The 13,502-nt window shown below is 68.8% G+C and carries 10 protein-coding genes; 5 read left to right on the forward strand and 5 right to left on the reverse strand.

Translation table 11 applies throughout. The annotated features are described in order from the left end of the window. From ACP95_RS11715 to ACP95_RS11725, 3 genes are all read right to left on the reverse strand, one after another. The coding region (locus ACP95_RS11715) for an ABC transporter ATP-binding protein (protein ID WP_154018533.1) at window positions 1–641 on the reverse strand (641 nt) is incomplete at its 3' end. After that, a complete protein-coding gene (locus tag ACP95_RS11720; RefSeq protein ID WP_049981386.1) occupies window positions 641–2,104 on the reverse strand; it encodes an ABC transporter permease in 1,464 nt (487 codons plus the stop codon). The genes ACP95_RS11720 and ACP95_RS11715, both read right to left, overlap by 1 nt. Then, window positions 2,101–3,117, reverse strand: coding sequence for an ABC transporter permease (locus tag ACP95_RS11725; RefSeq protein ID WP_049981387.1), 1,017 nt, complete (start codon window positions 3,115–3,117; stop codon window positions 2,101–2,103). Before ACP95_RS11725 ends, ACP95_RS11720 begins: the two co-directional genes overlap by 4 nt. 139 nt (window positions 3,118–3,256) lie before the next feature. Between ACP95_RS11725 and ACP95_RS11730 the strand changes: the two genes are divergently transcribed. Then, window positions 3,257–5,110, forward strand: coding sequence for an ABC transporter substrate-binding protein (locus ACP95_RS11730; protein WP_049981388.1), 1,854 nt, complete (start codon window positions 3,257–3,259; stop codon window positions 5,108–5,110). A 30-nt stretch (window positions 5,111–5,140) separates the two neighbouring features. On the opposite strand, the gene ACP95_RS11735 is transcribed toward ACP95_RS11730, so the two are convergent. Then, window positions 5,141–5,485, reverse strand: a complete 345-nt coding sequence (locus ACP95_RS11735) for a hypothetical protein (protein WP_049981389.1) — start codon at window positions 5,483–5,485, stop codon at window positions 5,141–5,143. Continuing rightward, entirely contained in the window at window positions 5,478–6,290 is an 813-nt protein-coding gene (locus ACP95_RS11740) for a ParA family protein (protein WP_049981390.1), read from the reverse strand. Before ACP95_RS11740 ends, ACP95_RS11735 begins: the two co-directional genes overlap by 8 nt. A gap of 369 nt (window positions 6,291–6,659) precedes the next feature. On the opposite strand from ACP95_RS11740, the gene ACP95_RS11745 reads away from it, so the two are divergent. The 4 genes from ACP95_RS11745 to katG all read left to right on the forward strand — a co-directional run bounded on the left by ACP95_RS11745 (window position 6,660) and on the right by katG (window position 13,474). After that, on the forward strand, window positions 6,660–7,991 hold the full coding sequence (locus ACP95_RS11745; RefSeq protein WP_049981391.1) for a sodium:calcium antiporter: 1,332 nt from the start codon (window positions 6,660–6,662) through the stop codon (window positions 7,989–7,991). 214 nt (window positions 7,992–8,205) lie between these two features. Further along, window positions 8,206–10,269 (forward strand): S9 family peptidase, encoded by a 2,064-nt coding sequence (locus ACP95_RS11750; protein WP_049981392.1) that lies wholly within the window; start codon window positions 8,206–8,208, stop codon window positions 10,267–10,269. An 80-nt stretch (window positions 10,270–10,349) separates the two neighbouring features. Next, complete coding sequence (locus ACP95_RS11755) at window positions 10,350–10,595, forward strand: DUF7120 family protein (protein WP_049981393.1); 246 nt, start codon at window positions 10,350–10,352, stop codon at window positions 10,593–10,595. A 719-nt stretch (window positions 10,596–11,314) separates the two neighbouring features. Next, window positions 11,315–13,474: a catalase/peroxidase HPI gene (katG, locus tag ACP95_RS11760; protein ID WP_049981394.1), complete on the forward strand. Its 2,160-nt coding sequence runs from the start codon at window positions 11,315–11,317 to the stop codon at window positions 13,472–13,474. Window positions 13,475–13,502 lie beyond the last annotated feature (28 nt).

Raw genomic sequence — 13,502 nt, forward strand, 5'->3', positions numbered from 1 at the left:
AGGATCTGGGCCTGGATCGTCACGTCCAGCGCCGTCGTCGGCTCGTCACAGATCAGCAGGTCGGGGTCGCAGGCCAGCGCCATCGCGATCACCGCGCGCTGGCGCATCCCGCCGGAGAACTCGTGTGGGTACTCGGACACGCGTCGGGCGGCGTCGGGGATCCCCACGTCCTCCAGCAGCTCGATCGCCTTCTCGGTGGCGTCCATTCCGGAGAGCCCGCGGTGCAGCGAGAGCGCCTCCTCGATCTGGTTGCCGACGGTGTAGACGGGGTTGAGCGTCGACAGCGGGTCCTGGAACACCATCGCGACGCCGCCGCCGCGGACGCGCTCGTACTCCTTCTCGCTCAGTCCCGTGAGCTCGCGGCCGTCGAACCGGATCGAGCTGTCGGGCAGGAGCTCGCCCGGCGAGTCGACCAGCCCCATGATCGAGCGCGCGGTGACGGACTTGCCCGACCCGGACTCGCCGACGAGCCCCAGCGTCTCCCCCTCGGCGATGCCGAAGGAGATGCCGTCGACGGCGCGGATCGTCTCGCGCTCGGTGTGGAACACCGTTCCGAGGTTCTCGACCTCGAGCAGGCGGTCGTCGATCGCCTCCGCAGCGGCGCCGGCGTCGGCGTCCGGCCGCGGCGAGTCGGCCGCCATCAGGCACCACCCCCTGCGGCCGCGGTCTGGTCCTGTTGGCCGGTGTCGACGTCGCTCTGGGGGTCGATCGCGTCGCGGATCCCGTCACCCAGCGCGTTGAACCCGGTGACGACAATCACGATCAGGATGCCGGGGAGCAGCGAGATGTGCCACGACGGCGTGGCGACGTACGGCTGGCCCGCGCTGACGGCGCGTCCCCACTCCGGCGTGGGGGCGTTGATCCCCAGGCCGAGGAAGGAGAGGCCCGCGACGCCGATGATGACGCCCCCGAGCGTGAGCGAGGCGTAGATCAGCAGGTAGCCCACGACGTAGGGGAGCATGTGTTTCCGCATCGTGACCGACGGTCGCTGGCCGAAGCTCTTGGCGGCGTCGACCCACTCCCGTTCGGACACCTGCAACGCCGGGCCACGCACCGCGCGCCAGAGCCCCGGCCAGCCCGTGAGCCCGAACAGCAGGGCGAGCACGAGCCCCCCGTTGTAGAGGTTCGCGAGCCACGTCCCAGAGAGCACGAAGGAGGCGAGCATGATCACGAGCAGCTGGGGCATCGCCTGGATCGAGTCGCTGGTGATCACGATCCCGAGGTCGACCAGCCCCTTGTAGTACGCCGTTGCGAGCGCGAACACCACGGCGGCGCCGCCCGCGAGCACGAGGCTGAGGACGCCGATGAACAGCGACACCCGCGCCCCGGCCGCCATGAAGGTGAACAGGTCCTTCCCGCTCGGCAGCGTGCCGAACGGGTGGAAGCGGTCGTACTGGTCGTAGCTCAGCGGGCCGACGTTCTCGCCGCCCTGCCCGCGGGACTGGGACTCGCCGTTGGCGTCGCCGACGTAGATCTCCTCGACGCTCCCGGTCTCCTCGCTGAAGTACTCGACCGAGTGGAGGTACGGGTCGGCGATGTTGGCCTCGACGGTCGTCGGCCCCAGCGCCGGCGCGAACACCGCGAGCACGACGAACGAGAAGATGATCGCGAGCCCGAACAGCCCCCAGGAGTGGTTGCGGAAGCGCCCGACCATGTCGTCGACGGGCGCCCAGTCGGCGTGGCGGTAGTTGTCGCGGTAGACGAGGTAGCTCCACCAGCCGACGAGCAGCCAGACGAACCCGTAGGCGTAGATCAGGGCGACCCGGAGCAGCCACGCGGCCGCCGGGGAGAGCCCGAGGAACGTGTTCTCCCACTCGCCGGAGGGGAGCTGGTAGCCGCCGTTGGGGATCACGTCACGGGAGAGCAGCGTCGGGAGGCCGGCGAGCGCGTCGCCGACGCCCGCGAGCGTCGCCGCGACCCCCTGGAGGAACCCCGGGAGCGCGGCGCCGACGGCCTCCCAGGGGAGGCTCATCACGAGGCTGGCGAGCGCGCCGAACTCGACGGCGACCAGCGCGGCCACGACCGCGAGCACCCGCAGCGCGGGCGCGGGCTCGTCGGCCAGCCGCTCGCGCAGCGTCGCGTCCTCGTCCTCGACGACGCTCATGCGCCCTCACCCCCGTAGCCCACGCGGGGATCGATCAGCGTGTACAGCAGGTCCTGGAGGATGTTGATCCCCACCGAGAGCAGGATGAAGAAGAACATCAGCGAGCCCACGAGCGGCAGGTCCGCGTTGATCGTCGCCGCGTAGAACAGGTAGCCCAGCCCGTTGATGCTGAACACCGTCTCGACGAGCACGCTGCCGCCGAGCAGGAGGAACGCCTCGCCGGTGATGATCGGCACCAGCGGGATCAGCGCGTTCCGGAACACGTGCTTGTAGACGATCTTCCGGCCGGGGACGCCCTTCGCGCGGGCGGTCTCGACGTAGTTCTCGTTTTTCGTCTCCAGCACCGCGGTCCGGCCGATCCGCATCTCGTTGCCCATCGACGCCGAGCCGAGCACGAGCGCCGCCGGCAGCGTCGCCTTGAACGCCGCGAGGAAGTTCGAGGGCCGCCAGAGTTCGGCGAGCTCCGGCGGCGTGACGATGTTCGTCTCGACCAGCCACGACTCCCACTGGAAGCCGAACAGCTGCTCGGACTGGGTCAGCACCGCGACGAGGATCACCGCCAGCCAGAAGTTGGGCATCGCCCGCCAGACGATGCCGCCGAAGGAGGCGACGTAGTCGCTCAGCGTGTTGGGGTTGAGGCCGGCGTAGAAGCCGAGGGGAAGGCCGACGAACAGCGGGAGCATCACCGACCAGAAGCCGAGCCAGATCGTTCGCGGCGCGTAGACGCCGATGAGCTCCCACACCGGACGCCCGCGGTTGACGACCCACGAGTAGCCGAACTGCAGCGTGAACAGGTCGCGGAGGTAGTCGACGTACTGGAGCCAGAGCGGTTGGTCGAGGCCCAGGCTCCGGCGCACGGACTGGTACGCCTCGGTGTCGCCCGACGCCCCGATCACCGCCGCCGCCGGGTCGATCGGTCCCATCCGGAGGATCACGAACGTGATGGTGGTCCCGAAGAAGACGATAGGGATCATCAGGAGGACCCTGCGCGCGAAGTAGCTCCAGCGACTCATTCTTTGTGGGTCCATTCGGGCGCCCGTTAATACGTCTTCCCCAACCTCCGCGCTTCGCGGCGCCGTTACGTGTTTCTAACCAACAGTTCGCCCGCGAAACCACCGCAACACCTAACCGTTGTCTCAAACAGGAACCGGTATGGCTGAATCAGACGGACTGCAACGACGGCAGTTCCTCAAGGCGACTGGCGGGCTGGCGGGCGCGGGAGCGCTCGCGGGCTGTACCGACGGCGGCGAGGAGACGCCCCCGGACGAGCTGGGGACCGACACGCCGACCGAAACCGAGGCGAGCGACGACGACACGCCGGCCGGCGGCGACGACCAGACGACGCTCCGGCTCATCAACGAGTCGGCGAACACGCTCGACCCGGTGGCGACCGTCCTCACGACGGAGGCTGTGAAGGTCGCCCAGATGTTCGACGGGCTCGTCACCAAACCCCACGGCAGCGCCGACGTGACGAACGCGATCGCCGAGAGCGTCGACGTCTCCGACGACGGGACGGTGTACACGTTCTCGCTGCGGGAGAACGTCGTCGCGCACAACGGCGACGAGGTCACCGCCGACGCCGTCGTCTACTCCTGGGAGCGACTGGCCGGCTCCAGCAACTCCACCTCCGACTACGTGCTGTTGGGCGACCTCGGCGTCGAACACGAGACCGACGACGAGGGGAACTACGTCCCCGGCAGCCTCGCGGTCGAGGCCGTCGACGAGTACACGGTCGAGGTGACGCTCTCCTCGCCGTACTACGCCGGCATCGACATCATGGCCGACTCCTCGTTCGTCATCCTCCCCGAGGGGATCGTCGGCGACATCGACGGCTACGACGGCGAGATGGCGTACGACGAGTTCACCAGCGCCCCCGTCGGCACCGGCCCCTTCGAGTTCGAGAACTGGAGCCCCGACAACGAGGCGTCGGTCGTCGCGTTCGACGACTACTACGGCGACGAGCCGAACATCGACCGGGTCCACTGGCAGGTGCTGGCCGACCCCAACGCGCAGTTCAACTACGCGATGAACCGGAACGTCGACGCGTTCCCGATCCCGAACGCGCAGTACGACCCGGGGAAGGTCAGCGTCGAGGAGACCGACGACATCGGCCGGCAGATCGGCACGTACGGGCCGCTGCAGAACGACGAGACCGCCGACTACCTCCGCATCGCGGGGCTCTCGACCAGCTTCATGCTGTTCAACACGAACAGCGTGATCGAGCCCGCGCGGAAGGCGGTCGCGTACGTGATGAACCACGAGGAGCTCGCCGACGACGCGTACAAGGGCCGTCAGACGCCGGGCTACCACATGACGCCGAAGTCGCTGTGGCCGGGCGGCCCGGAGGCCGCCGAGGAGCACGCCCGCGAGAACTACCCCTACGGCTACAACGAGTCCGACATCGAGTCGGCCCGCCAGCTGATGGAGGAGGCCGGCTACAGTCAGGACGACCCCTACGAGTTCGAGATCATCAACACCCCCGGCTCGACGAACGACCAGATCGCGGGGAACCTGCGCGACCAGCTCTCGGCCGCCCACATCGATCTCACGATCAACACCGCGGAGTTCTCGACGCTGCTCGACCGGGAGTTCGCGGGCAACCGCGACTCCGGGCTCGGCTCCTGGGGGATGGCGTGGGCCGACCCGATGAACGTGCTCGCGCTGCTGTACCCGCCGAACACGCAGACCACCAACAACGAGGGCGTCGAGGCGCCGCCGCTGGTGGGGCTGAACTGGACCGAGACCGACGCCTCCCAGCGCGCCCGCGAGGCCTGGGAGACGATGCAGAACAACAAGCGCGACACCGAGGAGGACCGCCAGGCCCGCGCCGACGCGATCCGCAAGCTCGAGGAGGCCAACTGGGAGGACTGCGCGCTGATCAACTACGGCTACCCGGCCAACGAGCGGTTCAGCTACGACTGGGTCGACATGCCGCTGTTCGGCCAGCTCGGCGCGCTCGGGAAGTACAGCGACGTCGAGATCGACACGGACGCACAGCCCAACTGATCGGGCTCCCCTTTTAGAAACCGACCGCCGCTACTCCGACTCGCGTTCGGCCAGGATCTCCTCGACGACCGCCTCTGGCCGGTTGGCGAGCACGCGCACCGCGGCGTCGTGGAACTCCCGGCCGGTCACGTCGCGAACGTCGTGCTCGCGTCGCAGCAGCATCTCCACCTCGAACTCCGCGTCCTCGAGCGTCTCGAGGGTCTCCGGGCGGACGTAGATGCTCTTGGCGGTGGTGGCGTCGAACTCGAAGGCGGGGCCGCCGGCGTCGTCGCCCTCGTCGGCGTCCGCGTCGTCGGGCGGCTCCGCCGCGTCGTCGGCGTCGTCGACGCCCTCGTCCGCGTCCGAGAGGCCGGCGAACCGGTTGTCGTCAGGCATCGTTCTCCACGATCTCCGCGAGTTGGTCGAGTCTGTCGAGCATGTCGTTGTCAGGGTCGTACTCCCGGAGCGTCTCTCCGTCCCGCCACGCGCGGCTGAACGCGATGCGGTGGCGGATCCCCGGCCCCGGGGAGTCGGGGTCGTCGAACTCGTCGGACCGGCAGAACTCCGGGAGGTGCTCCTCGAACGGCGAGTCCTCCAGGTCCTCGATGATGCGTCGCTCCTCGTTGTTGCCCGAGAGGTCGTTGGGCACGACCGCGAGCAGCTCCAGGTCCACCTCGTTCCGGATGGGGACGACCTGCTGGTCCCACATGCGCTCGAAGCCGCTGACGCTGGGCTCGCTCATCAGCAGCGGGACGATCACGCTGCCGGTGCCGATAAGCGCCGCGTCCGAGAGCGGCCCCAGGCTCGGCGGCGAGTCGACGACGATGTAGTCGTACTCGTCGTCGAGCAGCGGCTCGACGATCCGCCGGCGCACCCAGAGCATCCCGAACGTGGAGTTGCGGACCCGCTCGGCGATCTCGTCGAGATCCACGTGGGCCGGCAGCACGTCGAACCCGTCGCGCTCGACGACGACCGCCGTCGCGTCGACGGGGTCGTCGTCGGTGAGCAGGTCGCCGACGTGGGGGCTGTCGCGCTCGTAGGCGTCCTTCAGGCCGACGCCCTCCGTGGCGTTGCCCTGCTGGTCGAGATCGACCAGCAGCACGTCGTGACCCCGGACCGCGAGCGCGTCGGCGAGGTTGATGGCGACGGTGGTCTTGCCGACGCCGCCTTTCTGGAGCGAGACGCTGACCGCCCGCCCCATCAGGCAGCCACCTCGCTGCCTCGCTCGGCCCGACGCCCCCTTCGCACGGCTGCAGCGTCCGGAAGCATACGTTCGAGCCTCCGGCGGCGACCACTTAAGAGTTCTCACGATGCGTGGACGGTCGATACACGTTGAACAGTTCAGAATTTCCAGAAATTCTGTTGATGATCCGTGTCGACCCGTGGCCGGCCGTTCGTTCACCACGCTCGCCCGCGAATCCAGCGGGGAGACACGGTCCACGGGCCGGATTCGCCGCCCGAGCGGGGTCACAGCCGATCCGGCGTTCGAGGCGCTCACGCCGCCGGATTCCGCGGCGTACACGCTAACCTGTGCTTTTTACCGACCCCGGTGTTCGCTCCGTCCAACTGAATGAACCCGAGAAAGCTCGCAGTGCTCGTCGCCGCAACGATACTGACCCTCCCCTGGCTCGGCGGGTGGCTGACCGGGAGCGCCCACGGGCTGTCGGCGGGGCCGACCGTCGCCGTCGCCGGCGTCGGGATCCTGGGCGCGTCCTTCCTCTTGACGTGGGGCGCCGAGACCGCGGAGAAGGACGTGCCGCGGGCGTTCGCCATCGCCGTGCTCGCGGTGCTCGCGGTCGCCCCGGAGTACGCCGTCGACGCGCTGTACGCCTGGCAGGCGGGCGTGAACGCCGGCACGCCCGCGGGCGTCGAGGCCGGCAACCTCGCCGTCGCGAACATGACCGGCGCGAACCGCATCCTGATCGGGATCGGCTGGGCCGGCATCGCCCTGTTCACCGTCTACCGCGCCGGCGCCGGGATGGACCCCGCGGTGAGGGAGCGCGACGGGTTCCTGAAAAACGCCGTCTCGCTCGACCGGGACATCAGCCTCGAGATCGCGTTCCTGCTGGCGGCGACGCTGTGGGCCTTTCTCGTCCCGCTGGGTGCGGGGATCGACGTGTTCGACATGGCGTTTCTCGTGGGGCTCTACGTGCTCTACATCGGCGTCGTCCTCCGGGGCGAGCCCGAGGAGGACGTGCAACACGTCGGCGTCCCGGCGATGCTGGGGCGGATCCCCAACCCGTTCCGCGCGCTGACGGTGATCGCGCTGTTCCTGTTCTCCGGGCTGATCATCTTCACCGCCGTCGAGCCGTTCGCCCACAGCCTCGAACTGCTGGGCGAGGACATCGGCGTCCCCTCGTTCTTCATGATCCAGTGGATCGCGCCGCTGGCCTCCGAGTCGCCGGAGCTGATCGTCGTCGTCGTGCTGGTGCGGAAGGCGCGCTCGACGGCCGGGTTCAACGCGCTCATCTCCTCGAAGCTGAACCAGTGGACCCTGCTGATCGGGACGCTGGTCGTCGTCCACTCGATCGCGCTCGGGGAGTACGGCGCGCTGGCGTTCGACGCCAAGCAGGCCGCCGAGATCTGGATCACCGCCGCCCAGTCGCTGTTCGCCATCGCGCTGATCCTCAACTTCGAGATCGACGTGCGCGAGGCGATCCTCCTGCTCGCCCTGTTCCTCTCGCAGGTGGTGCTCGAGTTCCTCGCGCTCCGGGAGATCGTCCACCTGCCGATCACGGAGATCCAGCTGCTCCACCTGTTCACGGCGACGTACGTGCTGCTCGCGCTCGGCCTGTTCGTCACCCGGAGCGGGCAGCTGGTCCGGCTCGTGCGCGATACGCGGCAGATTCTCCGGAGCGCCGTCCACGGGAACCCCGAGGAGCACCCGTTCAGCGAGGATTGATCTCGTCGGCGCGCGGTCAGCCGACGAGGACGACTGAGCGTCGCGGCGTTCGTCTGCCGCGACGGACGACTGATCTGTCCGGCGCCGGTCGGCCGGACAGGACGACTGATCCTCGAGGCATCCAACTGCCCCGCTGACCACCTTCGGACCGCCGACTGACCCACAGATCGGCCGGGGGGCGTACGTTTTTCATCACTCGGCTCACACTCCGCCCGTGGACGAACTCACCCCCGAGCGGTTCTACGACTTCTCGATCGCGTCCGGCGCCGCCGTCTCCCCCGACGGGGAGCGCGTCGCGTTCCTGGTCAGCGAGTTCGACGCCGAGGAGGACGACCGCCACACGTCGCTGTTCGTCGCGCCGACCGACGGCTCCGCCGAGCCGTACCGACTCACCCGCGCCTCCAGCGCCTCCAGCCCCCAGTGGTCGCCCGACGGCGACCGACTGGCGTTCGTCGCCGCCCGCGAGACCGACGCCGGCCTCGCCGTCGAGAACGGCGCCGAGGTCGAGGCGGAGGACGACGACGACGAGGAGAACGGCGAGCCCGTCGGCGAGGGGCCGAAGCCCCAGGTCTGGTCGTTCGACATGGCCCGCGGCGGCGACGCCCGCCAGCTCACCGACCGCGACTACGGCGTGGCGGAGTTCGACTGGGCGCCCGACGGTGAGCGCCTCGTCGTCGCCGCCCGCGACCCGACCGACGAGGACGAGGAGTACCTGCAGCAGCGGAACGAGGACGGCCCCATCGAGATCGACCGCCTCCAGCACAAGGGCGACGGCGCAGGCTGGCTCGACGAGGTCACCACCTACCTGTTCGTCGTCGACGCCGAGAGCCGCGAGACTGTCCGGCTCGATCACGCCTACGACGACGAGGAGAAGGGCGACCGCGGCGGCCTCCAGCCGGCCTGGTCGCCCGACGGCGACCGCATCGCCTTCGTCGCCCAGCACGAGGAGGACCCCGACGACACCCACGTCCGGCACGCGTACACGATCCGGCCGGACGGCACGGGGTACGAGCAACTGACCGACGCCCAGCTCCGGATCGCCGGTCTCGAGTGGTCCCCCAGCGGCGACCGCATCGCGGTCGGCGGCGGCGAACCGTACAACTGGTACAAGCCGACCGAGGCGTACGTGATCGACGCGGAGAGCGGCGAGATGCAGTCGGTCTCCGGCTCACTCGACCGGACGATCGCGTTCGGCGGCAACCCGCAGTGGCTCGACGACGGCACGCTCGTCGGCCTGTACGGCGACGAGGGGAACACCCGGATGGTGCGGCTTGACGCCGACGCCGACGACCCCGAGCGCGTGTTCGTCGCACAGGGACGCAGCCGCTCGGTCTCCGGGCTCTCGGTGAGCGACGACGGCTCCACCCTCGCGTTCCGGATGGACGACCCCGAGGCCGGCGCCGACGTCTACGCGATGGACCGCGCTGGCCTGGACGCGGAGAAGGGTGCCGAAGCCGACGAGGCGGGGCTCGCACAGGTCAGCGCGGTCAACGCCGATCTCGTCGACGAGCCCCACGACTGCGTCCGGCTCTCCTGGGAGAACTCCGACGGCGTGACGATCCACGGGCTCGCGTACCTCCCGCCGGAGTTCGACCCCGAGGACCCCGAGCCGCACCCGGTGGTTTCCTCGGTCCACGGCGGGCCGATGTCGTACGACTCGCCGGCGTTTGGCTTCGACCAGCTGTTCTGGACGAGCAAGGGGTACATCGTGCTCCGGACGAACTACCGCGGCTCGACCTCCTACGGCCAGGAGTTCGCCGAGCGCCTGCGCGGGACGCGGGGCGACAAGGAGGTCGACGACGTGAGAACCGGCGTCGAACACCTCGTCGACGAGGGCTGGGCCGACGAGGACCGGCTCTACCTCACGGGGTTCTCCTACGGCGGGATCACCACCGCCGCCGCGGTGACGAAGACCGACATCTTCGCCGGCGCCGCCGCCGAGCACGGGATCTACGACTTCTACGCCACGTTCGGCACCGACGACAACCACCTCTGGCACGAGGACGAGTTCGGGCTGCCGTGGGAGAACGTCGACACCTACCGCGAGATCTCCTCGATCACCGACGTGGATCAGGTCGACACGCCGCTACTCATCACCGCTGGCGAGGAGGACTGGCGCTGCCCGCCGACGCAGGCCGAACAGCTGTTCGTCTCCGTCCGGAAGCAGGGCGTCGACGCCCGGCTGGTGATCTACCCCGGCGAGCACCACAACATCGGCGACCCCGACCGCGCGATCCACCGCCTCGAGGAGCTGTCGACCTGGTTCGAGGACCACTGAGCGCGTCGGCTCCGTTCGACGCCGCCGCGGAGAGGGCCACGAGCGGAAAGTTCACAGCGCTCCAGCGTGGAGGGGGAGACATGGCGCAGATCGAGGTCGACCTCCCCGACCGTATCACCGGCGAACTCAACCGGCTCGTGGAGTCCGGCGAGTTCCTCAACCGCGAGCGTGCCGTCGAGGACCTGCTGCAGCGCGGCGTCTCGGCGTACGACATCGAGGAGGAGCCCGCCGAAGAGATGGACAGCGACCTGTTCACCCAGACCGTCGAGGACCAACAGGACCCCGCGATGCAGGAGGGCGGCAACGAGGACGAGCCGACGTTCTGAGCCGCCCCGCCTCCGAGCTCGCGCGTCGATCCCCGCTCTTCTAACCTACAAAACCGGTAGCGACACGGCAGCGACGGCGCTCACGGATCGACGACCGGCTAAAAGCAAGTAAGGAAGACCACGCCCGCTTTCCCGCGGGCGCGGACGTGTTCCGTCACTCCGAACCGTTGCGATGTGGGGTGGGGGGATGCCGGAATGCGTCGGCGTAACGGTCGGGTGTCTTCCTTACCGCATCGACCGATACGGCGCGGCGAGTTTTAAATGATGGCTATGTTCGTGGCTCCTCGCCGGGCGAAAACTATCCGGACGGCCCGGATCGGGGCGGCGACTGTAGCCGGGCACAGCGGTCGATCCACCGCGACGGTCGGTCGTCGACGCCACTCGCTGGGGGCGGGCCCTCGGGCTCAGCCGCGGGTCCACACCGGCGGGGGGCGTCGACGCCGACGGCGCGGTCCGCGACTTACGGGCCTCTCAACCGCTGGTCGCAACCGTCACAGTCGTGCTGAATTCCGCCACCGACGCCTCGGCAACTGAGACCGGCGCTGAAGCCATATTCTCACACTCCGGGTCCTTCTCCTAGGTGGGAAAAATTCTGCAACGTGAACTTCGATTTCCGATTCGGTAATAGATATTCTTCTCACACACAGCTTCGTTGGTCAGACAGAAGACCATTACCGAGTTGAACAACCTTAATACACGGAAGGGTCATCTGTTGTACCATGGCGAAGACCAACCAGGAGTGGTGGCCACAGATGTTGAACGTGGACATCCTCGACGACAACGCGCGGGACGTGAGCCCGTACGGGGAGGAGTTCGACTACGGGGAGGAGTTCCAGAAGCTCGACTTCGAGGAGGTGAAAAACGACATCCGGCAGGTGATGATGGACTCGAAGGACTGGTGGCCGGCGGACTACGGCACGTACGGCCCGTTCTTCATCCGGATGGCGTGGCACAGCGCCGGGACGTACCGGACCGCCGACGGCCGCGCGGGCGCCTCGGGCGGGCTGCAGCGGCTCCCGCCGGAGAGTAGCTGGCCGGACAACATCAACCTCGACAAGGCGCGGCGCCTGCTGCAGCCGGTCAAGCTGAAGTACGGCCGGAAGCTCTCCTGGGGCGACCTGATCGTCCTCGCCGGCAACGTCGCCCTTGAGACGATGGGGTTCGAGACGTTCGGCTTCGCGGGCGGCCGCGACGACGAGTTCAAGTCCAACGAGGCGACCGTCTGGGGGCCCGAGGAGGAGTGGGAGCAGACCTCCCCCGAGCGCTTCGAGGACGGCGAGGTCGGGAACCTGAAGGACCCGCTCGCGAACACCGTGATGGGCCTGATCTACGTCAACCCCGAGGGGCCGTACGGCGAGCCCGACGTCGAGGGCTCGGCGGCGAACATCCGCGAGGAGTTCACCAAGATGGCGATGAACGACGAGGAGACCGTCGCGCTCATCGCCGGCGGCCACACGTTCGGGAAGGTCCACGGCGCCGACGACCCCGACTCCCACCTCGGCCCCGAGCCCGAGGCCGCACCCATCGAGGAGCAGGGGCTCGGCTGGGACCAGGATCTCGACGACATCGGCGGCATGATCACCAGTGGGATCGAGGGCCCCTGGACCGACGCGCCGACGCAGTGGGACATGGGCTACGTCGACAACCTGCTCGACAACGAGTGGACCTCGGTCAAGGGCCCCGGCGGCGCGTGGCAGTGGACGCCCGTCGACGCCGACAGCGTCGAGGACGCGCCGGGCGCACAGGACCCCTCGGAGTCCGAGGAGCCGATGATGCTCACGACCGACGTGGCGCTGAAGCACGACGACGACTACCGCGAGGTGCTGGAGCGCTTCCAGGAGAACCCCGACGAGTTCCAGGAGGCGTTCGCGCGGGCCTGGTACAAGCTGCTCCACCGCGACATGGGCCCGCCGGAGCGCTACCTCGGCCCCGAGGTGCCCGAGGAGACGATGGTCTGGCAGGACCCGATCCCGGACGCCGACTACGAGATCGTCGGCGACGCCGAGATCGAGGAGCTCGAGGCGGCGATCCTCGACTCCGACCTCTCGCGCACCCAGCTGATCAAGACCGCGTGGGCGTCGGCGTCGACGTACCGCGACAGCGACAAGCGCGGCGGCGCCAACGGCGGCCGCATCCGGCTCGAACCCCAGCGGAGCTGGGAGGTCAACGAGCCCGAGGCGCTCGAGTCGATCCTCGAGACGTACGAGGACATTCAGGCGGAGTTCAACGGCTCCCGCTCGGACGACGTGCGCGTCTCGCTGGCGGACCTGATCGTGCTGGGCGGCAACGTCGCCGTCGAGCAGGCGGCCGCCGACGCCGGCTACGACGTTGACGTGCCGTTCGAGCCCGGCCGCACGGACGCGACCGAGGAGCAGACCGACGTGGAGTCCTTCGAACACCTCGAGCCGAAGGTCGACGGGTTCCGCAACTACCTCGGTAGCGGCGACTTCGACGACATGTACGAGACGCCCGAGGAGCGGATGGTCGACAAGGCCGACCTGCTGAACCTGTCGGTGCCCGAGCTGACCGTGCTGGTCGGCGGCATGCGCAGCCTCGGCGCGACGTACGGCGACTCCGACCGCGGCGTCCTCACCGACGAGCCGGGGACGCTGACGAACGACTTCTTCCAGAACCTTCTCGACATGCAGTACGAGTGGGTGTCGGTCGACGAGGACGACGAGCTGTTCGAGGTCCGCGACCGCGACACCGGCGAGGCCGAGTGGGAGGCGACCCGCTTCGACCTCATCTTCGGATCGAACGCGCGCCTCCGCGCCAACGCGGACGTGTACGCGGCCGACGACGGCGAGGAGCAGCTCGTCGAGGACTTCGTCGACGCCTGGACGAAGGTCATGCGGAACGACCGCTTCGACCTGCAGTAAGCGCGGACGCAGTCGCCGACTCTCGTTT

The organism is Halolamina rubra, assembly GCF_000739555.1.
Classification (GTDB): domain Archaea; phylum Halobacteriota; class Halobacteria; order Halobacteriales; family Haloferacaceae; genus Halolamina; species Halolamina rubra.

Bases quoted from the DNA above. Each gene is read 5' to 3' on its own strand.
- ACP95_RS11720 (WP_049981386.1), bottom strand. From the start codon at position 2,104: ATGAGCGTCGTCGAGGACGAGGACGCGACGCTGCGCGAGCGGCTGGCC.
- ACP95_RS11725 (WP_049981387.1), bottom strand. From the start codon at position 3,117: ATGAGTCGCTGGAGCTACTTCGCGCGCAGGGTCCTCCTGATGATCCCT.
- ACP95_RS11730 (WP_049981388.1), top strand. From the start codon at position 3,257: ATGGCTGAATCAGACGGACTGCAACGACGGCAGTTCCTCAAGGCGACT.
- ACP95_RS11735 (WP_049981389.1), bottom strand. From the start codon at position 5,485: ATGCCTGACGACAACCGGTTCGCCGGCCTCTCGGACGCGGACGAGGGC.
- ACP95_RS11740 (WP_049981390.1), bottom strand. From the start codon at position 6,290: ATGGGGCGGGCGGTCAGCGTCTCGCTCCAGAAAGGCGGCGTCGGCAAG.
- ACP95_RS11745 (WP_049981391.1), top strand. From the start codon at position 6,660: ATGAACCCGAGAAAGCTCGCAGTGCTCGTCGCCGCAACGATACTGACC.
- ACP95_RS11755 (WP_049981393.1), top strand. From the start codon at position 10,350: ATGGCGCAGATCGAGGTCGACCTCCCCGACCGTATCACCGGCGAACTC.
- katG (WP_049981394.1), top strand. From the start codon at position 11,315: ATGGCGAAGACCAACCAGGAGTGGTGGCCACAGATGTTGAACGTGGAC.